This window comes from Anaerobacillus sp. QJM3NY_32, from assembly GCF_056173645.1.
Genome location: NZ_CM149684.1, coordinates 413,818 through 435,904, shown reverse-complemented (window position 1 = coordinate 435,904; position 22,087 = coordinate 413,818). Strand labels below are relative to the sequence as shown.

At 38.6% G+C, this 22,087-nt stretch carries 26 protein-coding genes; 11 read left to right on the top strand and 15 right to left on the bottom strand.

What is annotated here, in order from left to right:
• Positions 1-90 precede the first annotated feature (90 nt).
• Together AC0VYH_RS02335 and AC0VYH_RS02330 are read left to right on the top strand one after the other, a co-directional pair.
• Entirely contained in the window at positions 91-1,260 is a 1,170-nt protein-coding gene (locus tag AC0VYH_RS02335) for an MFS transporter (protein ID WP_475373235.1), read from the top strand.
• A 142-nt stretch (positions 1,261-1,402) separates the two neighbouring features.
• Complete coding sequence (locus AC0VYH_RS02330) at positions 1,403-1,861, top strand: TlpA disulfide reductase family protein (RefSeq protein WP_194220113.1); 459 nt, start codon at positions 1,403-1,405, stop codon at positions 1,859-1,861.
• 38 nt (positions 1,862-1,899) lie between these two features.
• Here AC0VYH_RS02330 and AC0VYH_RS02325 read toward each other — a convergent pair whose 3' ends face one another.
• Positions 1,900-2,361, bottom strand: coding sequence for a VanZ family protein (locus tag AC0VYH_RS02325; protein ID WP_475373234.1), 462 nt, complete (start codon positions 2,359-2,361; stop codon positions 1,900-1,902).
• A gap of 100 nt (positions 2,362-2,461) precedes the next feature.
• On the opposite strand from AC0VYH_RS02325, the gene AC0VYH_RS02320 reads away from it, so the two are divergent.
• Positions 2,462-3,628 carry a class I SAM-dependent methyltransferase gene (locus AC0VYH_RS02320; protein WP_475366452.1) on the top strand — a complete coding sequence of 389 codons (1,167 nt, stop codon included), beginning with the start codon at positions 2,462-2,464 and terminating at the stop codon, positions 3,626-3,628.
• 147 nt (positions 3,629-3,775) lie between these two features.
• Here AC0VYH_RS02320 and AC0VYH_RS02315 read toward each other — a convergent pair whose 3' ends face one another.
• Positions 3,776-4,573: a VLRF1 family aeRF1-type release factor gene (locus AC0VYH_RS02315; protein WP_194220116.1), complete on the bottom strand. Its 798-nt coding sequence runs from the start codon at positions 4,571-4,573 to the stop codon at positions 3,776-3,778.
• Between the two features lie 300 nt (positions 4,574-4,873).
• On the opposite strand from AC0VYH_RS02315, the gene AC0VYH_RS02310 reads away from it, so the two are divergent.
• Positions 4,874-6,787, top strand: a complete 1,914-nt coding sequence (locus tag AC0VYH_RS02310; RefSeq protein ID WP_475373233.1) for a heavy metal translocating P-type ATPase — start codon at positions 4,874-4,876, stop codon at positions 6,785-6,787.
• 39 nt (positions 6,788-6,826) lie between these two features.
• On the opposite strand, the gene AC0VYH_RS02305 is transcribed toward AC0VYH_RS02310, so the two are convergent.
• The 6 genes from AC0VYH_RS02305 to AC0VYH_RS02280 form a co-directional block, all read right to left on the bottom strand.
• Positions 6,827-7,651: a YihY/virulence factor BrkB family protein gene (locus AC0VYH_RS02305; protein WP_430241544.1), complete on the bottom strand. Its 825-nt coding sequence runs from the start codon at positions 7,649-7,651 to the stop codon at positions 6,827-6,829.
• Between the two features lie 22 nt (positions 7,652-7,673).
• A complete protein-coding gene (locus AC0VYH_RS02300; protein WP_475366450.1) occupies positions 7,674-8,075 on the bottom strand; it encodes a hypothetical protein in 402 nt (133 codons plus the stop codon).
• Positions 8,076-8,149: 74 nt separating this feature from the next.
• Positions 8,150-9,016, bottom strand: coding sequence for a fructosamine kinase family protein (locus AC0VYH_RS02295; RefSeq protein ID WP_475373232.1), 867 nt, complete (start codon positions 9,014-9,016; stop codon positions 8,150-8,152).
• A complete protein-coding gene (locus tag AC0VYH_RS02290; RefSeq protein ID WP_475373231.1) occupies positions 9,013-9,483 on the bottom strand; it encodes a low molecular weight protein-tyrosine-phosphatase in 471 nt (156 codons plus the stop codon). The genes AC0VYH_RS02295 and AC0VYH_RS02290 overlap by 4 nt, the downstream gene beginning before the upstream one ends.
• Positions 9,484-9,485: 2 nt before the next feature.
• Entirely contained in the window at positions 9,486-9,887 is a 402-nt protein-coding gene (locus AC0VYH_RS02285; protein WP_194220122.1) for a secondary thiamine-phosphate synthase enzyme YjbQ, read from the bottom strand.
• A 134-nt stretch (positions 9,888-10,021) separates the two neighbouring features.
• Positions 10,022-11,236, bottom strand: coding sequence for an EAL domain-containing protein (locus AC0VYH_RS02280; protein ID WP_430241552.1), 1,215 nt, complete (start codon positions 11,234-11,236; stop codon positions 10,022-10,024).
• A gap of 241 nt (positions 11,237-11,477) precedes the next feature.
• Here AC0VYH_RS02280 and ytvA point away from each other — a divergent pair, with 241 nt between their 5' ends.
• From ytvA to AC0VYH_RS02260, 4 genes are all read left to right on the top strand, one after another.
• Positions 11,478-12,266 carry a YtvA family blue-light photoreceptor gene (gene ytvA, locus AC0VYH_RS02275; RefSeq protein WP_430241554.1) on the top strand — a complete coding sequence of 263 codons (789 nt, stop codon included), beginning with the start codon at positions 11,478-11,480 and terminating at the stop codon, positions 12,264-12,266.
• Positions 12,267-12,423: 157 nt separating this feature from the next.
• Positions 12,424-13,173: a YwaF family protein gene (locus AC0VYH_RS02270; RefSeq protein WP_475366447.1), complete on the top strand. Its 750-nt coding sequence runs from the start codon at positions 12,424-12,426 to the stop codon at positions 13,171-13,173.
• A 25-nt stretch (positions 13,174-13,198) separates the two neighbouring features.
• Positions 13,199-13,471 carry an acylphosphatase gene (locus AC0VYH_RS02265; RefSeq protein ID WP_475373230.1) on the top strand — a complete coding sequence of 91 codons (273 nt, stop codon included), beginning with the start codon at positions 13,199-13,201 and terminating at the stop codon, positions 13,469-13,471.
• A gap of 67 nt (positions 13,472-13,538) precedes the next feature.
• Positions 13,539-14,339: an STAS domain-containing protein gene (locus AC0VYH_RS02260; RefSeq protein ID WP_475373229.1), complete on the top strand. Its 801-nt coding sequence runs from the start codon at positions 13,539-13,541 to the stop codon at positions 14,337-14,339.
• A gap of 116 nt (positions 14,340-14,455) precedes the next feature.
• Here AC0VYH_RS02260 and AC0VYH_RS02255 read toward each other — a convergent pair whose 3' ends face one another.
• Complete coding sequence (locus tag AC0VYH_RS02255) at positions 14,456-15,766, bottom strand: lysine N(6)-hydroxylase/L-ornithine N(5)-oxygenase family protein (RefSeq protein ID WP_430241559.1); 1,311 nt, start codon at positions 15,764-15,766, stop codon at positions 14,456-14,458.
• Between the two features lie 177 nt (positions 15,767-15,943).
• Between AC0VYH_RS02255 and AC0VYH_RS02250 the strand changes: the two genes are divergently transcribed.
• Positions 15,944-16,705 (top strand): methyltransferase domain-containing protein, encoded by a 762-nt coding sequence (locus AC0VYH_RS02250; RefSeq protein ID WP_475366445.1) that lies wholly within the window; start codon positions 15,944-15,946, stop codon positions 16,703-16,705.
• A gap of 45 nt (positions 16,706-16,750) precedes the next feature.
• Here the strand turns inward: AC0VYH_RS02250 and AC0VYH_RS02245 are convergent, their stop codons facing one another.
• The 4 genes from AC0VYH_RS02245 to AC0VYH_RS02230 all read right to left on the bottom strand — a co-directional run bounded on the left by AC0VYH_RS02245 (position 16,751) and on the right by AC0VYH_RS02230 (position 18,990).
• Positions 16,751-17,542, bottom strand: a complete 792-nt coding sequence (locus AC0VYH_RS02245; protein WP_475366444.1) for an ABC transporter permease — start codon at positions 17,540-17,542, stop codon at positions 16,751-16,753.
• 4 nt (positions 17,543-17,546) lie between these two features.
• Complete coding sequence (locus tag AC0VYH_RS02240) at positions 17,547-17,948, bottom strand: ATP-binding protein DrrA1-3 family domain-containing protein (RefSeq protein WP_475366443.1); 402 nt, start codon at positions 17,946-17,948, stop codon at positions 17,547-17,549.
• Positions 17,945-18,490, bottom strand: coding sequence for an ABC transporter ATP-binding protein (locus tag AC0VYH_RS02235; RefSeq protein WP_475366442.1), 546 nt, complete (start codon positions 18,488-18,490; stop codon positions 17,945-17,947). Before AC0VYH_RS02235 ends, AC0VYH_RS02240 begins: the two co-directional genes overlap by 4 nt.
• A gap of 332 nt (positions 18,491-18,822) precedes the next feature.
• Complete coding sequence (locus AC0VYH_RS02230; RefSeq protein ID WP_475373228.1) at positions 18,823-18,990, bottom strand: DnaJ family domain-containing protein; 168 nt, start codon at positions 18,988-18,990, stop codon at positions 18,823-18,825.
• Between the two features lie 202 nt (positions 18,991-19,192).
• Between AC0VYH_RS02230 and AC0VYH_RS02225 the strand changes: the two genes are divergently transcribed.
• Positions 19,193-19,318, top strand: coding sequence for a DUF2639 domain-containing protein (locus AC0VYH_RS02225; protein WP_206894414.1), 126 nt, complete (start codon positions 19,193-19,195; stop codon positions 19,316-19,318).
• Positions 19,319-19,366: 48 nt separating this feature from the next.
• On the opposite strand, the gene AC0VYH_RS02220 is transcribed toward AC0VYH_RS02225, so the two are convergent.
• Complete coding sequence (locus tag AC0VYH_RS02220; RefSeq protein ID WP_475366440.1) at positions 19,367-20,065, bottom strand: VCBS repeat-containing protein; 699 nt, start codon at positions 20,063-20,065, stop codon at positions 19,367-19,369.
• A gap of 123 nt (positions 20,066-20,188) precedes the next feature.
• Between AC0VYH_RS02220 and rarD the strand changes: the two genes are divergently transcribed.
• Positions 20,189-21,130, top strand: a complete 942-nt coding sequence (gene rarD / locus AC0VYH_RS02215) for an EamA family transporter RarD (protein WP_475366439.1) — start codon at positions 20,189-20,191, stop codon at positions 21,128-21,130.
• Between the two features lie 14 nt (positions 21,131-21,144).
• On the opposite strand, the gene AC0VYH_RS02210 is transcribed toward rarD, so the two are convergent.
• Positions 21,145-21,870, bottom strand: a complete 726-nt coding sequence (locus AC0VYH_RS02210) for a YqjF family protein (RefSeq protein ID WP_475366438.1) — start codon at positions 21,868-21,870, stop codon at positions 21,145-21,147.
• Positions 21,871-22,087: the final 217 nt, after the last annotated feature.

Below are 22,087 nucleotides of genomic sequence, written 5' to 3'. Positions count from 1 at the left end.
AAAATGCGAACGGTGGCTCTTTTCACCCCATTCCATTATAATAAGCACTGATAAGAATTTCCTTTTTTGGCTAATTGGAGTGTGAACAAATTGTTTGAATCAAACCGTTACCGATTTCTGATTCTTATTTCAATCGTTTTTATTTCTGGGTATTCTCAAGGGATGCTGCTTCCTTTATTATCTATTCTTCTAGAGGAGGCAGGCGTATCGTCTAGCATGAATGGACTTAATGCTTCGGCTCTTTACATAGGGATCCTTTTTGCCTCACCCTTTATTGAGAAACCCGTTCGAAAATATGGTTATAAACCAGCTATAGCCGTTGGACTTCTGCTTGTTATTGTTTCAATCACGCTAATACCTATATGGCAGGCTTTTTGGTTTTGGTTCATTTTAAGGATCATTGTCGGAATAGGAGATAACCTTCTTCATTTCGCAACACAACTTTGGATTACAACAACGACCCCAAAAGAAAAAAGGGGAAGAAACATAGCCATTTATGGATCTGCATTTGGACTTGGTTTCGCTGCCGGTCCCCTCTCGACTATTCTAGTTGAGTATTCTATGTACCTTCCATTTTTACTGGCATCAGGCATTGCTATGGTGACATGGTTGATGCTGACAAAAATCAAAAATGAGTTCCCTGATCCATTGACGCACGGTTCTGAACGAGTTCTATCTAAATATGCGCACGTTCTGAAAGTTGGCTGGGTAGCCCTCTTACCTTCTTTCGGATACGGATTTCTTGAAGCATCTCTTCACGGTAATTTCCCTGTGTATGCACTTCGGAACGGAATTGATATAAAATCGGTTTCGATTTTACTTCCAGCCTTTGTGATCGGAAGTCTTGTGTTTCAAATGCCTCTTGGCGTTATCAGTGATAAATTTGGTCGGAAAAATATCTTACTCGTTAGTATTTTTATTGGCTGGGTTAGTTTTTCGAGTGCGATCTTCACCACATCAGTACCAATACTTTTTATCTTATTTTTCCTTGCAGGCATGATGGTTGGATCTTTATTTTCACTGAGTATTACCTACTTGGCCGATTTGCTACCAAATAGTCTTCTCCCAACCGGGAACATTCTAGCTGGCATATTTTTTGGCATTGGTAGTATACTCGGGCCCTATCTTGGTGGAGTTTTCATTGATTGGTTTACAGAAGGAAGCATTTTCTATGCGATTAGCGGGATGCTACTCTTCTTATTTACAGCAACAGCCGTTCATAAGAAACCCGAACCACATGCTCAGTATTCTACATCGTGAGTAAAGAAACCTTTTTATAGCCATCTTAATAATATAATACATGAACCCTTTTCATTGACTTATGATTTATATGTACTATAATAAGAATTGTGATTATCTGATAATGATTATAATTAATTCCGAACAAAGGAGTCGATACAGAATGAAACTACGCGAAGAAATGCCTGAACTAGAAGGCGCAAAAGAATGGTTTAACGGAGAAGTTAAGAAGAGTGACCTCGTAGGTAATAAACCACTTACTCTTATTCACTTCTGGTCCATTAGCTGTGGTCTATGTAAAGAAGCTATGCCAATGGTTAACGAATTCCGTGATGAATATAGTGAAGATATGAATGTTATTGCTGTTCATATGCCACGCTCTGAAAAAGACCTTGACCTTGAAGAAATTAAACAAGTAGCTGATCAACACGATATTAGCCAACCAATCTTCGTTGATAGTGATCACAAATTGACAGACGCATTCGAAAATCAATATGTACCTGCCTATTACGTGTTTGATTCAGAAGGTAAACTTCGTCATTTCCAAGCAGGCGGAGAAGGTCGTAAAATGCTTACAAAACGTATTACTAAACTTCTTGATAAAGCGAAGAAAGAAGACTAAATAACGAAATGATAAAGAGGCAGCGCAAGCTGCCTCTTTTATTTTGTCTTTTTCATTTTCCTATATAATGAAAGCACTATGCGATAGCCACCGTAGCCTACGATAGCTCCAAGAGCATTTAAGAGAATATCATCAATATCAAATATACGGTGAGCGACAAAGTACTGCAATAATTCAATAACAGTACTCGTTGAAAAACCGATCAGGCCAATAATCAGCACAGACTTTCCTTTTTTATAAACTAGCGGTGTTAAAAATCCTAGCGGCATAAACAACATAATATTTCCAATAATATTTTTTAAGATGAGCCAGTAGCTTCCGCTTTCCCACATTAACTTTATACTATCGAACAAAACAAGGTTAACTGATTTACCATATGGATAATAATTATAAATAAACAATGTCGCATAGAAAAGCGCAAGTAAGTAGATACCTAAAGCGAAGGACCCACCCCTCTTCACCCATTTCTGCGTTGACACACCTTCATTCTGAGTCTGCATATCCTACGTCTCTCCCTATTCTTCAGATGCCTTATGGGCTGTCTATATGCTATAGTATTCTATACAAAATATGTTCATGTAACAAAATTGAGGTGGAAAAATGCCAGAACTCCAAGAAAATGTCTTAAAGAACCTTTCTTCAAACCTAAACAATTATAACATTCCTTTTTTCTTTATAAATGAAACAGCTCTTTGGCTTCAAGGAGCAGTCGATGCCCCTCATTCTATAGCCGTTTCGATTCAATGGGATGCTTTTGAGTCCGTCGTAGATGATTTCAATCTTAAATACGGAGTAGCAAAACCCGATTACACTTCCGAAACTGCTTACGCTCTTTATGTGATCGATGAGTGTCCGGTACGAATTGAGTGCACATACAACACCGTTATCCGCACGAACCCTTATCTCATTGAAGTCTCACTAGGAGAACAATCGGTTCAATGCCTTTCACTCTATTACTATCAGAAGCTTCCAGAATGGCGGAATATAATTGATGCTCACCTAAAAGAAATACAAGAGAATGTGACAGCCCAGAATGCAAAATCTTGGAATCAACAAACTTACGAAGCATTGCTTAATCGATTTGGAAAACCTGAAGAAGCCGCAACAAAATTAAAAGAAAATCCAAAATCACGTCTTAAATCACTTCTACCGTATCTTCCTTCACTACAAGGAAAGAAAGTAGCCAACTTAATGGGATCACATGGTATGAAAGCGACAGCAATGAGTTTACTTGGTGCAAATGCAACAGTCATCGATTTTTCCTATGAAAATGAGCGATTCGCCAAAGAAATTGCAGAAGAGTGTAACGTGGACCTCTCCTATTATGTCACTGACATTTTAAAAATGAACCATGATCTCGATAGAAGTTTTGATATTATTGTTATGGAACTGGGGATTTTACATTACTTCCTTGATCTTCACCCTCTCTTCAAGGTTGTTTCACGTCTCTTGAAGCCAGAAGGCACCTTTGTAATCCAAGATTTCCATCCTATATCAACAAAGCTTATTTCGTCTAAAGGAAAGAAGCATAAAGTTGATGGTAACTATTTCGATCCGACAATCCACAAAACTAAAGTTGCTTTTGAGAAGCATTTAACGAACGAAACAGCAGAAAGCCTGGTGCTTCAGCGTAAATGGACACTTGGTGAAATTCTTACAAGCATTGCTGATGAGAACCTTATTATTAAACAGGTAACAGAGGAACCGAATATTAAGCTCCACGACAGAGGCATTCCGAAAATTTTCACTGTTAAAGCTGTCAAATAGCCCTAATATAATAAGGTAATGTTCATGAACATTCTAGATTTTTGCTCGTTCTGTGATGACCAATTGAATGAGTCAAAAATCGAGAAGCAACAGTGGAAGCTAACATAGCTCATAATAATAAAAGCACCCTCAAGGGTGCTTTTATTATTATGAGACTAGCGATTCGATCACTTCATCATCTCGCTTATCAGAATAATTCTTACCAACTACTGTAGCTTCCTTATTCATTAACTCATTTAATTCGCTTGCTTCTTCTTTTTCACCAGCCACGTAGATTTTTTCCCACTGCTGAGTTTTTGCTTTTTTATCAAGCTTTGCAGCCATCGATTTGTACCATCTTTCACGATTGGCTTTTACTCGATCTTCATATAGCTCTCGCTGTGCTGTACTTCCATTTCCAGAGATATTCTCATTTCCCGTTGTTCCCTCGTAAATTCTCCAGTTATCCTCGTCCGGATCCCAGGCATATTCTTCACTTTTGGTTAGAAAACCAAGTTCAGTTTCAATAATCCGAACATAATCATGATGGACAAGCACAATACCAGTATTTGGATAGTTGTTTTCAAGTTCTTCTACTACTTCTAGTTGAGGTTCTTCTTCCCAATAAAGGTTCGTTTCGACTGGAACTTGCGTACGCTCTACGAACCAAATCTGATCATCTGAAGAAGCAATAATAATAAGTCCGCGTTTTAAATCATTTTCTATACGATTAAGCTCATCTTGAATTTTCTCTTTTACTTTTTCATATTTTTCAAGATCTTCTTTATTATCACTTTGCTTTAAGTATTCCTCGAAATTTCGAAATCCGTTTTTCAATTGAATTTTCCATTCACCATTTTGTCGGTCCGCATCACGACGATCCGTATTTAAATACAGAGTAAACACTTTATCAGGCTTTTGGACACGAGCATGTTTCAGTTGTTCTAGCTTTTCTTTTAATAGCATTGTACTCCTCCTCATCTTTTCTTTGTTACAAATTCAATTCCCTGTTCATTCCCATTTTTAAACATAAAATCATTCCGCCCAATTGTTCTTTTTCTTATAGTCAAGATGAGAAGCATGTGATAGAATAAAATTATTAAAACATGATAATTATTCTAATCTACATGAAAAACATTCTCAATTCGATTTAGATAACTCCGTATTATCAGCTTTCTAATGCTGTGACCACTTTAAGTGGTCACAGCATTGCACGTTTAGTAAGGGAATGAAGATGACTATTATTCTCAATTAGAAAAAGGAGGAATGATAATGGAACAGGCAAATATTCAATCAAGTACTTACACTTCACATACTTCTTTCTGGTGGAATACTTTGAAACGTCATGGGGAGCTAACTGCTGCCCTAATAAGCGGATTAATCATCGCCTTTGCTTGGATCATGGAGGGCGCATTTTCACCTTCCGTTGAAGCTAGTCTCTATATCACGGCATTTGTTATTGGCGGTTTCGCTAAAGCAAAAGAAGGAATAGAAGACTCGTTTGCTGAGAAGGACGTGAATGTTGAGCTTCTTATGATCATCGCAGCGATCGGTGCTGGTAGTATTGGGTACTGGACTGAGGGAGCCATACTTATATTTATTTTTGCATTAAGTGGTGCCCTTGAAACCTATACATTGAACAAAAGTGAACGAGAGCTTCAATCTCTGATGGAAATTCAACCAGAAACCGCAACCATTATTTCAAACGGTTCTGAAATGGTTGTACCTGCTAGTTCGCTGTCTGTAGATGACGTTATTCTTATTAAACCAGGAGAGAGAGTTCCTGCAGACGGATTAATTATGAAAGGGCAAACTTCTCTGGATCAATCTGCAATTACCGGCGAGTCTATTCCTGTCATTAAACGAATGAATGAGGAAGTATTTGCTGGAACGTTAAATATATCAGGACATTTAACCGTTAAAATGACAAAGAGTAGTGAGGACACCGTCTTCCAAAAAATCATTGCCCTTGTTCAAGAAGCCCAAGATCAAAAAGCACCATCACAGCTGTTTATCGAAAAACTTGAAGGCTGGTATGTCAAAATCGTATTACTAATGGGCTCTTTACTTATGATCCTTCCCCACTTTCTTTTTGGATGGACGTGGGATGAAACGATCTATCGTGCTATGGTTTTTCTAGTTGTTGCTTCTCCTTGCGCCCTAGTTGCTTCCATTATGCCTGCTACGTTATCGGCTATATCAGCAGGTGCACGAAATGGCATCCTATTTAAAGGCGGGGTTCATCTCGAACAACTAGGCTCCATGAAAGCTGTTGCACTTGATAAAACGGGAACATTAACGGAAGGTTCTCCAGTAGTTACAGATGTTCTCACTCGTTCAGATATGGATGAGACGACATTTATGAACATCGTAGCCTCTATCGAACGGCAGTCGACACATCCACTTGCAAAAGCCATTGTTAATCATTCAGGATCACATAACTGGCTTGAACCTGAGGAAATGATGGATCATTCTGGATGGGGTGTTGAAGCGAAAATTAATGGAATCAGTTGGAAGGTAGGGAAGTTAGATTTCTTTACTGATAAGGATGGATTTGATTCTTTTCAAGAAAAGTACGCCCAGTTGCAATCAAGTGGGAACACCATTGTACTTGCTGCGGATCAACATGGTTTTGCTGGTATGATAGCTTTAAAAGATAAAGTACGAAGTGAATCGCCAGCAATGATTAAAGCGTTGAAAAAACGCGGGATTGAGCCTATTATGCTGACAGGAGACAGTGAACAAACAGCAAAGGCGATAGCAGAAGAAGTTGGCATAAAAACCTATTTCGCCAATTGTCTTCCAGAAGATAAAGTAACCCACATGAAAGAATTAAAGAAAAAATATGCAACGGTTGGCATGATTGGGGACGGCATTAATGATGCACCTGCTCTAGCGGTTTCTGATGTTGGGATTGCTATGGGACAGGGAACAGATGTAGCTCTTGAAACGGCAGACGTTGTTCTAATGAAAAATGATCTTGGAAAGCTTACTCGAGCCGTAAATCTTTCTAACCGATTAAATCAAATTGTAAAACAAAACGTGATCTTTTCCATTGCCGTCATACTCATCCTTATTGCATCTAATTTCTTTCAATTCCTCACTCTTCCATTGGGAGTCCTCGGTCATGAAGGAAGTACCATTCTTGTTATATTAAATGGATTACGCCTATTAAAATAACAAAAGCCCAATAGATATAGCAGCATATCGCCGCTAGCTCTATTGGGCTTTTTTCCTGAAATAATTTGAGGTCGCGTTCACTTCGCCTCCTATGATAATCACAAGGCCAGTGAGATAGAACCAAAGCATAAGGGCAATAACCCCTCCAAGACTTCCGTATGTAGCAGAATAGTTGCTAAAGTTATTGATGTAGTAGGAAAAGGCTAATGATACAAGCTGCCAAGCTACCGAAGCAAACACAGACCCTAGCAACACATCTTTATAGTTTAGCCGTTTATTTGGAGCATAGTAGTAGATAAACATAAAAACCACAATCATAATGGATAGGCTTAAAGTCCACCGGATGATCGCAAACATAAAACTTAATGATTCAGGTAATTCAAAGAACGATACAAAAAACCGCCATAACGTTTCCCCAAATACGGGTAAAACGAGTGCCACAACGATTACAAAGATCATCGCTAACGACAATAGAATCGATAATCCTCTCGCTAGTAAAAAATGTCGACTTTCCTGTACGTTATATGCTCGGTTAAGTGACTTAATGATCGCATTGATTGCATTAGATGCTGACCAAATTGTTGCGATAATCCCAAATGATAAAAGACCTTTACGTGCTCCATCTTCGAGAATAAGATTTTCTTGAATGGTCACAAATGATTCAGAAGGTGCGTATTGCGCAATTAAATCAAGAATTTGATCCTGAGAGAAATCAAAATGAGTGAGGAGGGTAATCGCAAAGATCAGAAACGGAAACAGCGATAATAAAAAATAGTAAGCAAGCTGTGCCGATAAGTCGGTTACTTGGTGTTCTTTTATTCTTGAAAATAGCTGTTTCGAAAATTGCCCTAATGATGCATCCACCATATACCCTCCTGCGGCTCAATTAATGTGTCAATTTATCGTTAGTGTTGCCAGTTAATTCTTCACCAGCTTCCACAACTCTCGAGCCTATTTCTTTAAGATCGTCCTGTGTTTCTTTGACAAGATTAAACGCTTCAACCGAACTTTCTTTCAATCCATTGAATTTCTGAGACAGGGTTGAAATGTCATCTTGTACTTCCTTCATTAGCCCGCTTGCATCATCTACGGTTTGCTTCCATTTATCCGTATAGTATGATGGATTATTCTTAACATCACGCAAAATAGTGCCTGCTTTTTTTGATCCGTTTTGAATGGATTCTCTCGTTCCTCGATCGAACAGTGAAATAAGTGCGCCTGCTAATCCACCAATAAGGACTGCCTTAAACAGTTTATTTTGACTACCGCCTGAATATGTCTGACCCATTTGATTTCCTCCTTGTTATATAAAGATGCGATTTAATTCCCTTTATTCACGCTTATGAAACGCCTTCATAACATTCAGAGTGTGTACTTTTGCAGTATTCGATCTACCGCATTTCCATAGCTTTCCCCAAATAAGATCAAATGAACAAGAAGATAATATAACTGATAGATCGGAATTCGCTCCTCAAATTCTTTCTCTAACGGATAATCAGCTTCATATTGCTCGTAGAACGTTTTTGAATAACCACCAAATAAATATGTAAATGCGATATCTACTTCTCGGTCACCAAAATAAACAGCAGGATCAATTAAATAAGGTTGCCCATTCTCACCATACAACCAATTACCACCCCAAAGATCACCATGTAAAAGTGAAAAAGATGGTTTATGCCCTATGATTGAATCAAGCCTCTGGCGGAGTTGCGTTAAGCGGCGGTCACGCTCCCTTGAGATCCTCCCCTTTTCAATTGCTAGCCCCTGCATGGCCCCAAGACGCAAATCTCTGTAGAACGTAACCCAATTGGAAGAAGGGCTGTTTAATTGAGTTAGCTCTCCTATAAAATTGGGCTCATTCAGACCAACCTGATTGGAATGCTGTTGATGCATTTTTGCAACAAGACTACCTAGTCTCCGATCGCCTGTTTCATCAGATGGTTTGGAACGAATCCATTCCATCAGAAAAACCATTTCTGTTTCATCACGCCCCTTAAGTAGAAGGGGATTTGGTACCATCAATCCATTATTCCGTAATCGTTCAAGGCCTTTTTTCTCAGCTAGAAAAAATTGTTCAGAAGCTGTTTTATTTATTTTCGCAAAGTATTCCCGCTCTTTCGTTCGAACGTAAAATGCCTGATTTATCGAGCCTCCTAAAACAGGCTGCATATCGACAATTGAAGTTCGATCACCTGTTTCTACAATCGCTTTTTCAATATCAAGCTTCATATGCCCTCTTCATCTCTAATATGTTCAAGTAATTTTGAACAGCCCTCTTCAACCATTTGGTAAACTTCTTCAAAATTCCCTTCAAAATAAGGATCAGGTACATCTTCAATCTCACTTTCGCTTACGTAGTCCATCAATCGTGAAATTGAGCTCGATGAGTTCATTCCCGCCATTTCATGAAGTTCTCCAAGATTACTTGCGTCCATTGCAATCACATAGTGAAATTGAGAAAGATCGCCTTCCTTCACTTGTCTTGCTTTCATTCCATCCACTGAAATTTGTTGCTTTAAAAGAATTTCCCGAGTTCCCTCATGAGGAGGTTCTCCTACATGCCAATCACCTATACCAGCTGAATCAATTTCAATCTGATCCGATAATCCAGCTTGTGCTACTTTCGACCTTAGGACTGCTTCCGCCATTGGTGAACGACAGATGTTTCCTAGACAAACGAATAAGACTCGGATCATCGTTATCCCTCCATTGTTTTGATATAAACGGTACGGTTACGTGGGCCATCGAACTCACAGAAATAAATGCCTTGCCACGTGCCAAGAATAAGACTACCCTCTTCTACAATGATCGTTTGCGATGCACCTACTGTACTTGTTTTAAGATGAGAAGCAGAGTTTCCCTCAGCATGTTGGTATTTTTCGTGCTCCCATGGATACACTTCATCTAATCGCATAAGCATATCGTGCTTTACATCTGGATCAGCATTCTCATTAATCGTAATACCAGCCGTTGTATGAGCGGAATAGACGAGAACAGTCCCCTGTTTAAGATTCTCATCACGGATAACCTTTTTAACCTCTGAGGTAATATCAATCATTTCATCTCGACGATTTGTTTTAACAGATATTTTTTTTAGCATCTGATCCCTCCTATAGCTACTATCTTACTACTACCCTTAAAAGCCTCTTTTCACTCTAGTCTTGCCACAAACTTTCTATATGACGCAATCCACGTGGAACAATGACTTTCTACGGAGCTTGTGTTCACCACTCTCTAGTAGTCATCTCGTTCATAAAGATAGAGGTATGGTATATCTAGAAACAAGTAATAAGATTCATTTATAGGATAAGAGTAAGTCCGGATGAGCTCATTTGTTTCAATATCACTATATAGGTCAGACAATATCCCAACCTTTTCATGCTTCATCCTCACGATATTTTCGAGAAAATATGGACGCCAGCTCCAATTATCGCCTTCATATTCAGGCTGAAACTCCCACCCTCCTTCTCCATTTCTATAATAGTTAGACGAAACTTGATGACCGTCTTCATCACAAATGTAGCCTCTAAAACAAGCTTCACCAAGTGAATGGGCAGCTTCAGCTACCATCGTATTCCAATCATTTTGCCTGCTCCTTTTTATGTGCTGCTGCAAATGACGATTAAAGTCTTGAGACAGCTCATAAAGCGAGAGAAGACGCTTTCTCTCATGCGTGATAAAATGTTGAAATTCATTTGTTAACAAAGATTTATATTGGTTAACATCAAGATAATCTGCTCTAGGCTTACCAAGATAGTATCCCTGATAATAACGCCCGCCGTTCTCCCATGCATATTTTAGCTGACCTACTCCTTCAATTCCTTCAAACAGTAGAGTTGAACCAATTTTTCTTCCTAACATAGATAAGGCATACAAAACTTCTCGATATTCTGGAGGCATACCTTTATCTTTCAAATTCAATAAACCAACCTTAATAATATTGGGATTAAGAATAGCAATTTTTTCAATATTACTCATCGTATTACCTGCATGGCTAACAGCTACTTGTACACCAAGACTCTTATAATACGTAAGGATATGCTGAAGAGTCTGTAATGCTTCATCTTCAATATCATAATCAGAAACCTCTATGACAATTTGTTCATAAGCGATCCCCTTATTCGCATACTCTTCAAGATCGTTTGTGAAAGTTTCACCATGGTCATAAAGAAGGTGCCTGGCACTCGAATTAAAGAATAGGCTCTGACCGTTTCCGCGCTCTAAAAGAATATCAATCGCTTGACTTCGAATATGTGAATCAATTTCTAATATGTACTCTTCAGGTATAGACTGATCTTGAAAAAAGAATCCGAGACTATCTATTCCTTCTTCTGTTCGAATTCTCCCGAGAACTTCATACCCGATAATTTGCTGCTTATCAGCACTAACAATAGGCTGGAAGTATGGGAAGATCTCTTCTTTTTTTCCCATAACATCAAGTGCATCCATTACATAACCCCTCCCGTTCAATCAAAATAAATACTTTTATTATAGCATGAATACTAAATATCCTTTATATCTCTATCTTATTTGTCTGATTTTTTCAGTTTATTATCTGAACATTTTTATAAGCTAGTCGAATAAATGGGTTTTCATTGGTTTTTCTACGAGAGCGATTTATACTAGTAGTACCATTCAATTTAAAAGGTGATGATCAAATGAGAAATATGACGTCATGGAGCTGTAAGCTATGAAAGTAAACAAAGAACAGCTTAAGCGTATGAAAAGAAATGAATTCGTTAGAACAGCAATAGAATATGTAGATACAGGAGTCGTCATTACCGATCCTGAGCTTCCCGATAATCCAATTGTTTATACAAATGAAGGTTTCGAGAAATTAAGCGGATATTCAACCGATGAAATTATCGGGAATAATTGTCGTTTTTTACAAGGAGCGGATAGCGATAAAGAAACGGTTGCTCAATTACGTTCCGCTATTCAAAATAAAGAGAAAATCAAAGTTGAAATCAAAAATTATAAAAAAAATGGAGAGTTCTTTTGGAATGAACTCCAAATTTACCCAGTCTACTTCGAAAGTGAACATCAAACATTTTTTGTAGGGGTACAGCAGGATGTTACTAAACGCAAAATGGCCGAAGAACGATCTGAACATTATTTCGAACAGGTGAAACGTTTATCCACTCCTATCGTTCCAATTGACCGTAAAGTCTCGATCGTTCCAATAGTTGGGCACATTGATGACGAACGAATCGATCTCATTCTAAAGAACGTAAGTGCCCATATTCAGAAGAGCGGAGATGAATACTTAATTATCGACCTTTCTGGTGTCAGCCATTTCACTTCTGAACTTCATAAAGGAGTCTATCAACTCCATCAGCTCATTAAGCTAATGGGAGCTGAACTAATGCTAACCGGAGCTAGACCTGACTTTGTCTTAGAAGGTGTACAAGCTGACTTCTCCCTGTCTTCCGTCAAAAGCTTTCCATCTGTTCAGCACGCTCTCATTACAATCAATTAAAGGATTGAACTGAGCTAGCCATTTAGTGGTTTTTCTTCATCAAAATACTATGAACAGATTCTTTAACAATCTCAATAAATGGAGCCAAAAGCTTTCGAATAAACGCTTTTGGCTTTTTTATAATAGCTTACTTGATTAGAATAGAGGTTTTTTAGGAATGGAAACTTTTTTCTCCTGGTCGACAGACAACCGCTTTGCTCTTTTTTCTTTTCCTCATCTATCAGCGTTGTTTACTTTAGGGATTATGATGTTGCTTATCTTTTGCTTCAAATCAGTCTTAAAAGAAAATCGTGCAAATCTTGCGATGCGAATAATGATTGCCACTGCTTTATTACTGTCAGAGGGGAGCTTTCATCTCTGGTTTATTTACTATAGCGAATGGAGCATTACTACGACTTTACCTCTTCAATTAAGTAGCATTTCACTTCTTTTATCTGTTGCTCTTCTAATAACAAAACAGAGGGGATTGTTTGAAATAACTTATTTCGTAGGGACGTCTAGCGCCCTACTCGCCATGATCACCCCTGATCTTGGCTTCTATTCTTATCCACACTTTCGATTTTTTCATTTTTTTGTAGCTCACGGCGGGATTGTTCTAACATCATGGTTATTTATTGCCGTTGATAAATATATCCCCTCCTATCGCTCAATATGGACGGCCTTTACTACTCTGAATTTATATGTAGCTGTGTTATTTGCAATCAATCTTAGCATCGGTTCAAACTATATGTTCTTAATGAATAAGCCGCATAGTCATACCATTTTGGACTACTTAGGACCATGGCCATTATACTTACTTTCACTCGAAGGCATTACCATTATCGCCTTCCATCTTCTTTATCTTCCGTTCTATATACTGAAGAGCAACTCGTTTAATAGAACAACAAATAGGAAAAGTACTATATAGGACTACTTTGAAAGGATGAAGCCAGATGAAACGGTATCATTATATTATTAAAGGAAGAGTTCAAGGTGTAGGATTCCGAGCATATACACAGCAAAAAGCAGCCCAATATGGCCTTACTGGCTATGTCATGAATCGAATGGATAGCTCTGTTGAAGTGGAAGCACAAGGAGAAGAAGCCACTATGACCCAATTTCACTCTGCACTAGAATCAGGTAGCCCCTATTCCGTCGTTGATAACGTGATTATGGAAGAAAAAGAAGTCAATGAGAATGAAAGGTCTTTTACTATTCGTTATTAATAGGCAATTGGTATGCTTTGAATTATAATATGATTAATATGTTAGTTAAATTTGCGGAGGTAATGAGTTGGCAGAAACGACTTTTTTTTCACATAGTGAGACAACAAGGGCGCTTAATAGTTTAGGCGATAATATATTTGTATGCGATTTAGATTTACGTATTGTGTGGTTTAATGAACGTGCAGAAATGCTACTTAAGTCACTTATACCCTATTTACCTATTAATCACCCTTCAGAACTAATCGGGAAAAGCATTGATGAGTTCCATCAAAATCCTTCACACCAAAGAAACATTTTGCTCTATCAGTTGCCATATGAAAGTACCATTACCTTATTTGACCGATTTGCAGCTAGTATCGTTATTTCTGAATACCTTAACGAATCAGGTGAAAAAACTGGTTATCTACTTGTCTGGCGCGATGTAACAGAAAAGCAAAAGGAGCTTCAGGAAAACAAAAAACTTGTTAGTGAACTATCTTCAGCGATTATTCCAACCATTATTGATAATGCTATCCTTATTCCTCTCATCGGCACCATGAATGAGGAAAGGTCAGAAAAGCTTATTGACAACACATTAAATTATTGTGCAGCTAACAATACGGATTATGTTCTGCTTGACTTCTCTGGGCTATCTGAATTGAATGCGAGCTCGGCACAAGCCTTATGCGAGACGATGACAAAGTCGCTCTCTTTGATGGGCATTCTTGTCGTTTATGTGGGAATCACGAAGCGGGTTGTGCAATGGTTAATGAATCTTGATCTTGATCCAAAGATTCCTACATTTTCAACGTTTCGTCAGGGTATTAACCATGTTGTTAATCTTGAAGGATATTCACTCATATTGAAAGAACGTGACGAGAATCACTAATATCACTTATCCTGGTGAAAGAAAAAGGACTTCCCAAACATGATAAGTTGGGGAGTCCTTTTTCTAGTGTGCTTCCGTATGGCTTTTAAAGATCTTTACGTTATCCACTCCAAGTTCTACATTCCTTTACTAGAAAACTGTTGGAAAACGGTATTTGTATTAACTTTGTATAAGGATCTTCCTGCTACGAAGTTCAACACGCGCTTGTTTCGCTCAACAGAAAGGGCAAGGTTTGTTGCTCCTGTTCCGTGAGAATGATCGAGATTTGTTAACGTAAAGATGTGGTTCTCTCTTCCATCTTTAAAGACCAGCTGCTGATCCATCTCTACTTTAAATCGATTCTCATCTTCCCATTCAATTTCGTCTTCTATCCGTCTAAACCATTCAGGGAAGTGAGGTTTATATCCAGTCGCAAGAACAACTTTATCCGTAGTCGTTTGGAATTCATGATTTTCTTGCCACTGTCTACACGCAAGTTCATAGTGCTTACCTCTCTTTTCAATACCATTTACCTCAGATAAAGGTTGTATCATCACATCTAGCGAACCCTCAGAGGATCGATGGTAAAGAAGGTGATAAATATTCTTTAATGTAGATGAATCTATGCCTTTTCTTAAAGTTCCAAGTGTTGAAAGAGCATCTTTCCGGTCGTCAAACGAAAGGCCGTGAAAATAGCTAACATAATCAGGCGAGAATACTTCCTGCCCTAGCTTAGCTGATTCTAATTGAAAAAAACCTGCTGATCGAGTCAACCAGTTCAAATGATAGCCGTACTTCTCCTGGTCATGAAGCAAATCATAAAACACTTCTGCAGCACTTTGCCCTGACCCGATCACTGTTACTGAACGTGATTTTTTCAACTCTTTCTCGTGATATAGATAATGATTTGTATGAAGAACATCTTCAGGTGGATATGAGTCGAAGCCATCAGGTATATTTGGCACACTTCCTGTTCCTAGGACGACATGCTTTGCTTGCAAGGTCTCTGTTCGACCCGTCTTTACCTCTTCAATCGTAACGTTATAGCATGCTTTTTCTTTATCATAAAGAACATCAATTACTTTTTGACCAAAGAAACAATTATTTAATTGTGACGCAACCCATTTAGTATAAGCGTTGTATTCTTTTCTCGGTATATCAAATTTATTAAAAAAATAAAACTGATAAAGTCGATCATGCTCATGTAAGTAATTAATAAAAGTATAAGGGCTTTTTGGATTTGCAATGGTAACCAAATCTGCAAGAAATGGAACCTGAAGATCCGCTCCATCAATCAACATCCCTGGATGCCAATTGTATTCTTCTTTCTGATCAAAATAAATCGCTTCTACTTCTGTCTCATCTGCAAGTGCAGCCATACCTAAATTAAACGGTCCAATCCCAATTCCTATAAGATCATATAACTTAGCTGTATTCAATGTCTTCACGTCCTTTAATCTCCATTCCAGATTCACTTGGTTTGCAGTATCGATTCAATCGAATGTTCGCATATCTTGGTTTACCCTAATCTCTGTAGTTTTAAATCCTAATTGATTATATTAACTTTTTCTCACTCTCTACATCTCCCCTGCTATAATGGTAATTAATAACAGGAGGGGTTATACGTGATAACAGATCAAGCATTTGAATTTCACCTTAAAGACATCGAAACACCGTTCTCAGGTTGGGATTTTTCTTATATTACAAATACAGAAAGAATGAACGGCGAACCGCTTCCGTGGTCGTACACTTCTTATGTTCTACACTATTTCCGCTCTAGCTACAGTGTACTTGATATGGGTACTGGAGGCGGAGAATTTCTTGAAGCATTAAAGCCATTTCCAAAGAAGTTAGCAGCAACTGAAGGCTATCCCCCTAACCTTCCAATTGCCAAATCAAGACTTGAGCCTGAAGGAGTCATTGTAAAAGGATTCGAGGATGACGATACTCTTCCTTTTTTAGATGCTGAATTTCAATTCGTGATGAACAAGCATGATTCCTACTCTCCAAAGGAAGTCCATCGTATACTATCCGCTAATGGAGCTTATATTACTCAGCAGGTTGGCGGGGAAGATATGAAAGAACTAAATCGAGTGTTGGATGCTCCAATGAAGTCTGAATACGATCATTGGAACTTGAATTACGCCGTTCAAGAACTGGAATCTTCCGGCTTTTCCATTGTAGATGCTAAAGAATCTTTTCCTTCTACACGTTTTTATGACATTGGTGCAGTCATTTATTATTTAAAAGCGATTCCATGGCAAATTCCTAACTTCTCGATCGACCGCTACCGAAACGCCCTTTATCGCTTACATAAAAATATAGAAAACAACGGATTTATTGATATACCTTCACACCGCTTTATTCTACATGCAGCTAAAAAATAGCCTATATTTTAAAAAAGCTCGCAATAAAATGCGAGCTTTTTTCTCTTAATCAGCACTTACCGCTTTGGAGGCACTTACCGCTGAGAAACTAATCGTAATAGCACATAACAGACCTATGACCAGAAATCCTCTAATAAGCGGCCAAGCTTCCCAACCATCAATAAACACGGAGCGCATCGCTTCAAATAAATACGTCGTCGGATTAATCGTTGCCGCCACTTTTAACCAACCTGCTTCAATCAATTCATAGGGAACAAAAGTTGTGCTAAGAAAAATAAGTGGAAAGAATACAAAAGTCCCTGCTTGTGCAGATTGAGCATTCTTTGTTCGTAACGCTACACCAACTGAATACCCTGCAAAAGCAAGCCCCCACCCAAGCGTTAATAAAAGAACGACGATTACTCCACCAAATCCTGCTGCAACTTCTAGACCAAGAAAATAAGCAACTACTAGAATTAACACCGTTTGAATGAGCAGCTGCAGCATTCCCACAATAATCGGACCAAGTACGATAGCAAGTCTTGAGGAAGGGGTAAGAAGAAGACGTGAAAAGTATCCATTTTCTAAATCCTTAACCAGCGCTTGCCCAGCTCCACCTGCTCCCCCGATCGCAGCTGAAACGATAGAGACAGGTAAAATAAAGGCAAGGTAGTTTGCTCCTTCAAATGCAGGAAGCTCTGAAATCCCACTTAATCCTCCTTCATAAACAAACAAAAAGAAAAGACTAATGATTAAGTTAGGAATGAAAATCAATGGATTTCGAATGATTGTTATGATACTTCTCTTTGTAAAAACCAGTGTATCTACAAGAAAAGAGCCTTTCTTTTGCTCCCCCATAGCTTCACGCCCTTTCCTTTTGCTCGTTCGTCACATTAATAAATACATCATCTAAAGATGGTGGCTTTACATTCAATGTTTTTGGTGAAAGGTTGTGTTCATCTAGCTTACGAACAAGCTCTGATAGAAGTTGTGTTCCATTCTTAGTGTAAAGTGTAATCTCTTCTTTTGATCGCTCAATATTCTCTGCAAGATCGGCTAGCGTTTTACTTGCTCGCTCCGCTTCATCAACTTCATCGAACACAAGTTGAATCGCATCAAATCCGAGCGTCCTTTTTAATTCTTCGGCACTACCAGATGCGACGATTTTTCCTTGGTTGATGATACTGATTCGATCAGCAAGTTGGTCAGCTTTTTCAAGATATTGGGTTGTTAGGAATATCGTCGTTCCTTCTTCTTTATTCAACCGCTTAATTCCTTCCAAATGGCTTTTCGATTCGATGGATCAAGTCCAGTTGTTGGTTCATCAAGAAAAAGGATTTTAGGCTTATGAACTAAGGTGAGCGCGAGGTCCAACCTCCGTCTCATTCCCCCAGAATAATTTCCACATGGACGATCTGCTGCATCATTTAAGTCAACAAGGGTAAGTAACTCTACAGCTCTTGTTTTGGCTTCTTTCTTACTAAAACCAAATAGTCTTGCCTGCATTTCAATTAACTCTCTCCCCGTTAACACTGGATCGATACCCGTTTCTTGTAGAGCCACGCCAATATTCCATCGCACCCGTTCAGGTTCTTCTCCAACATCAACACCACCAATGCGAATGCTTCCTGTCGTTGGTTTCACAAGCGTAGTAAGAATCTGAACTGTCGTAGATTTACCTGCACCATTTGGGCCGAGAAAGGCAAAAAATTCGCCTTCAGCTACCTCAAAACTTACGCCCTGGACAGCTTTCACATCACCTTTATACGTTTTAACTAGCTCATGTACTGATATAGACCCATCCATTCTCTATCCCCCTCTATTGTTGGAAGGCTTTTCTGCATGGAAACACGCCCGCGCTGTTATACTTACATTCGCCTTAGTATAAATTTCTCCTTTAATAGAGTGTGGTCGTTCAAATAAGAACCTCCTTAAATTGAATTCAAAGGGGGCAATTACCATTCGGTTAGTTTCTTTTGCACATTAGGCTGATATTCTTTAGTTAAACGGAAGCGTCTTTCCTAATAAAGCTTATTGTAACGAAGCTGCTTTTCTGAGATTCGCTGCTTTAAACGCTCTTTCTCCCTATCATCCTCATAATACTTAAGAAGTTTTTCTAGTGACAGTAACTCATTTTTTTAATCTACTTCTTCAGGGAGGTATCCACTATTCTTTAGAACTTTGTAGGCTATTCTAAGATCTTCTGAAATCATCGATAAACCCTCAAGATTCTGTCGTTTTCCTTTACCAGGAAGATTGTCAATATCACCATTTTTCAATGCCGTTTTAATCTTATCCTCTGCCAAAAACTAGGTAAAATCCATGCATATCCCTCTTTACTTTCATTATCTTTTTGCTTATATGATTTTTCATGAATCCTGTAACAAAATTCCTTCAAAAAAATAGACTTTTTCCCTTTTCATAGAGAGCAATGGATGATAACATGGTTCACGGTTAAGGTTTATTGAATACTCCTTATAGAATTTTCAATAGAGAAAGGATGGTTCGATGCATTACGGAAGCAAAGGCTGGTACGTTGAACAGCTTAAAAAACATGATGTACGTTACATTGAAGGACGCAAGACAGAGAAATTCAAGAAACACGTACTTGCATCTCTTCTTGAAAAGCAATAAAAACGAAATTCCAAAGGGGGATCACATCCCCCTTTTATTACATACTCTCTATCCAAATATACATAAAGATTGATACATAGGAACGAACTGGTTTTCTTTCCACTGAAGTGGTGTAGAAAGAAAACCTAGCCCATCCGCGTTATATCTTCCGATTACTCTCTGATAAACCAACAATTCATCAACTCCGTCACGCTGCAAATCAATGGGATATACGCCTCCAGGAGGCAAGACACTTCCCTTTATCGGGGCTTTTAATTGCCCATTCTCCTTATAAATTTCCGAAAGATACTCTTCTCCTTTATAAAGAAGACTTACAATATAGTTTTGATTTAACGTTTTATTTTCAACCTTCGCTTGATAATAATCAAGGTAGTATACATCATAAGTAAAAGCTTCATAAAAACTCTGTTGATCAAAAAGTAACCTCAGGGTTTGATTTAGATAGGAATACAAAAAGTCATACGTAATTCCTCCACTCCCTCCAGAATCAGAACGCACTAATATTTCCTTCACTTTGTTCCCGGTAAAATCACCCAAATAAAGGGTCGGGTTATAGCCACTACTACCCGGAAGAGCAAAAGAGACATCGATCGCTGTGGCATCGTTTTTGATCGTTAGAACCACGCTATCGACTAACGGTGAATCATCTCCAAATGGTTTATTACCAGTAAGGGCCACAAGATCAGGAATGCCGTTCCCTGTTACGTCTCCCACCTTCTGATCTAATAAAATGCGCGCTGCTCTCATTGCTTCCAGCCCCTTTCGCTTTATGTAACAGTCTATGTTCATAGACGAACGCTTTTTCGTTGTAATGATTTGGAAAGGAAGCTAAACTAGTGTGAAGTGATCTTATGGAAACGAGGAAAAACGATGAAATTTTCAGATAATGAACAAATGTTTGGGATACTTTCGGGTGCCGGCGCCTATTTCTTATGGGGTATTCTCCCACTATATTGGAAGCTCGTCGGGCAAGTACCATCTGAAGAAGTGTTAGCTCATAGGATCATCTGGTCCTTTGCTTTTATGATTATCATATTAATCGTGCTGAGGAAATTAACTTCATTTAAAATAGAGCTTCTCGGTATTTTTCGTCAGCCGAAGAAGCTAGCAGCGATCGCTTTTGCATCCGTATTCATCACTATAAACTGGTATGCATTCATATGGGCTGTCAATCATGATCACGTCATTCAAACCAGCCTTGGTTACTATATCAACCCATTAATTAGCGTTCTTCTAGGTATTCTATTCTTAAAAGAAAGGCTTTCCTTCTGGCAACTCATTTCATTTGCTCTTGCGACAATTGGCGTATTAAATCTCGTCTTTCGATTTGGAGAAATACCATGGGTCTCTCTCATCCTGGCCATGAGCTTTGGGCTCTATGGTTTATTGAAGAAAAAAGCGAGACTTGGTGCTTTAACAGGACTAACGATTGAGACGCTATTCATTACGCCATTTGCGTTAATTTATTTAATAACAGTGCGTACTAGTGTGGCAGATGCCATGTATTTAGAAGACGCCACTCTTTTCGGATTATTACTAGGCGCTGGAATTGTCACTGCTGTACCACTGTTGCTTTTTGCAAGCGGGGCAAACCGCATTTCGCTTTCGATGATTGGTTTTCTTCAATACATCGCACCTACTTTAATGCTCATACAAGGTGTATTCCTATATGGAGAGTCGTTTACTTCTGTGCACTTAGTCAGTTTTGCTTTAATTTGGGCAGCACTGGTCATTTTCACCCTTGCTCGCACGAAATTATTCCGTCGCATAGAACCCCGCTCATTTCAAAGAAAGCATTCACTAGAATCGTAATATCAAAAACCCCCTTACTTAATGTGAAGGGGTTTTCCTGTCTGGGTTACATTCTCAAATGGCCACAAATAAGTTGTCACCTTCTTAGAGAAATGAGTAACAACTTGATCAGAGTAGTGATATGGGTGTGAGAGTGTATCACGAAGAACAGCAACATCAACCTTTTGAAGTGGCCATCGATCATGCTTAATTTTCCCCTGAAATACTTTATTTCCTCTTACAATAAAAAGCCGATCTCTTTCTGTAAGCCAAAAATCAAGATCTCCATTTCGCGCTTCATAAGATGTTCCTAGTGGTTCATAAATAATATGGTAATCGGCTTTTTCAACACCCTTATGTGTTCTAGAAGACCAAAAGCTAATTTGCTTTCCATCACTTTTTTTACCCATTTTTGCTTGAAGGTAAGGAAGGTGAAAAAGATTTCTCGCCATCATAACACCTGCTCTATGACTAGCATCAAGGCTAAAGAAATACACGCCACGTTTCTGGCCATATTTCACATAAGTCCGCACATTAAGCTCAAGTAGTTTTGAAGCAAATGGAACCGAAGGTAAGCCACGAAACCGAATTTGATTCATTTCAAATGGAACGATTCCAATCCATGCCTCCCCTTCAAACGTATCTACTTCTAGCTGAGGTGGAAGCATGGATTGAAGCCAATAGCGATCAACAGACCAGTGTAGGAACAAAAGATCCTCCCACGTTTGTTTCATAATCCACCCGCTAGTTCTGGGACTCAATAGACCTTCCTCCTCTCTTTCGTATCATAACCAATTATGTCTATTCTTTTCAAAAAAAGAGAATTTGAATGTGTTGAAGAAGATGAAAAGTACTGTTTTTAGATGTGCTTATTTACAATGCGAATACTTTGATAAACTGTAATGTTTTGTGGTACCGTTTAGGTGGAACAGCTTAGATAAGAAATGAATGAGGCATCAATCATATAATGGAGGGATT

Coding starts and splice junctions, on each gene's coding strand:
- AC0VYH_RS02280 (WP_430241552.1), bottom strand. CDS start 11,236: ATGGATGCACTTGATGTTATGGGAAAAAAAGAAGAGATCTTCCCATAC.
- rarD (WP_475366439.1), top strand. CDS start 20,189: ATGAAATTTTCAGATAATGAACAAATGTTTGGGATACTTTCGGGTGCC.
- AC0VYH_RS02295 (WP_475373232.1), bottom strand. CDS start 9,016: ATGAAGCTTGATATTGAAAAAGCGATTGTAGAAACAGGTGATCGAACT.
- ytvA (WP_430241554.1), top strand. CDS start 11,478: ATGAAAGTAAACAAAGAACAGCTTAAGCGTATGAAAAGAAATGAATTC.
- AC0VYH_RS02290 (WP_475373231.1), bottom strand. CDS start 9,483: ATGATCCGAGTCTTATTCGTTTGTCTAGGAAACATCTGTCGTTCACCA.
- AC0VYH_RS02325 (WP_475373234.1), bottom strand. CDS start 2,361: ATGCAGACTCAGAATGAAGGTGTGTCAACGCAGAAATGGGTGAAGAGG.
- AC0VYH_RS02245 (WP_475366444.1), bottom strand. CDS start 17,542: ATGGGGGAGCAAAAGAAAGGCTCTTTTCTTGTAGATACACTGGTTTTT.
- AC0VYH_RS02285 (WP_194220122.1), bottom strand. CDS start 9,887: ATGCTAAAAAAAATATCTGTTAAAACAAATCGTCGAGATGAAATGATT.
- AC0VYH_RS02315 (WP_194220116.1), bottom strand. CDS start 4,573: ATGCTATTAAAAGAAAAGCTAGAACAACTGAAACATGCTCGTGTCCAA.
- AC0VYH_RS02220 (WP_475366440.1), bottom strand. CDS start 20,065: ATGAGAGCAGCGCGCATTTTATTAGATCAGAAGGTGGGAGACGTAACA.
- AC0VYH_RS02300 (WP_475366450.1), bottom strand. CDS start 8,075: ATGGGTCAGACATATTCAGGCGGTAGTCAAAATAAACTGTTTAAGGCA.
- AC0VYH_RS02265 (WP_475373230.1), top strand. CDS start 13,199: ATGAAACGGTATCATTATATTATTAAAGGAAGAGTTCAAGGTGTAGGA.
- AC0VYH_RS02235 (WP_475366442.1), bottom strand. CDS start 18,490: ATGGATGGGTCTATATCAGTACATGAGCTAGTTAAAACGTATAAAGGT.
- AC0VYH_RS02310 (WP_475373233.1), top strand. CDS start 4,874: ATGATAATGGAACAGGCAAATATTCAATCAAGTACTTACACTTCACAT.
- AC0VYH_RS02330 (WP_194220113.1), top strand. CDS start 1,403: ATGAAACTACGCGAAGAAATGCCTGAACTAGAAGGCGCAAAAGAATGG.
- AC0VYH_RS02225 (WP_206894414.1), top strand. CDS start 19,193: ATGCATTACGGAAGCAAAGGCTGGTACGTTGAACAGCTTAAAAAACAT.
- AC0VYH_RS02320 (WP_475366452.1), top strand. CDS start 2,462: ATGCCAGAACTCCAAGAAAATGTCTTAAAGAACCTTTCTTCAAACCTA.
- AC0VYH_RS02270 (WP_475366447.1), top strand. CDS start 12,424: ATGGAAACTTTTTTCTCCTGGTCGACAGACAACCGCTTTGCTCTTTTT.